Source organism: Streptomyces sp. SID3343 (assembly GCF_009865215.1).
Lineage (GTDB): Bacteria > Actinomycetota > Actinomycetes > Streptomycetales > Streptomycetaceae > Embleya.
In genome coordinates this window covers 1-292 of the sequence record NZ_WWJX01000763.1, presented here as the reverse complement: position 1 = coordinate 292, position 292 = coordinate 1, and the positions used below count along the sequence as shown (strand labels likewise).

Annotated in this window: 1 protein-coding gene; it reads left to right on the top strand. The window is 75.3% G+C overall.

The genetic code is table 11. The annotated features are described in order from the left end of the window. A partial coding sequence (locus GT354_RS23080) for a hypothetical protein (RefSeq protein ID WP_161358283.1) occupies positions 1-292 on the top strand: 292 nt, incomplete at both ends.

The following is a 292-nucleotide window of genomic DNA, read 5'->3' as shown; positions in this document are numbered from 1 at the left end:
CTCGACGACGAGGAACTCGTGCTCGACGCCCTGGAGTTCGCGCAGCTCGCGGGCTTCGTGACCTATCCGGGTCCGGACCGTGCGCAGTTCGCGCACGCGCTGGTCCGCGACGCGCTGTACGAGGACATCCCCAGGCCGCGACGGGCGCGCTGGCACGCGGCGGCGGCCGAGACGATCGAGCGGCTGCACCCGAGCGATGTGGCCGCGCTCGCCTACCACTTCGGGCGCGCCGAGAGTCGGTCCACGGCGGCCCGGGCGGGGCGCTATGCGCGAGCGGCGGCCGAGCAGGCCG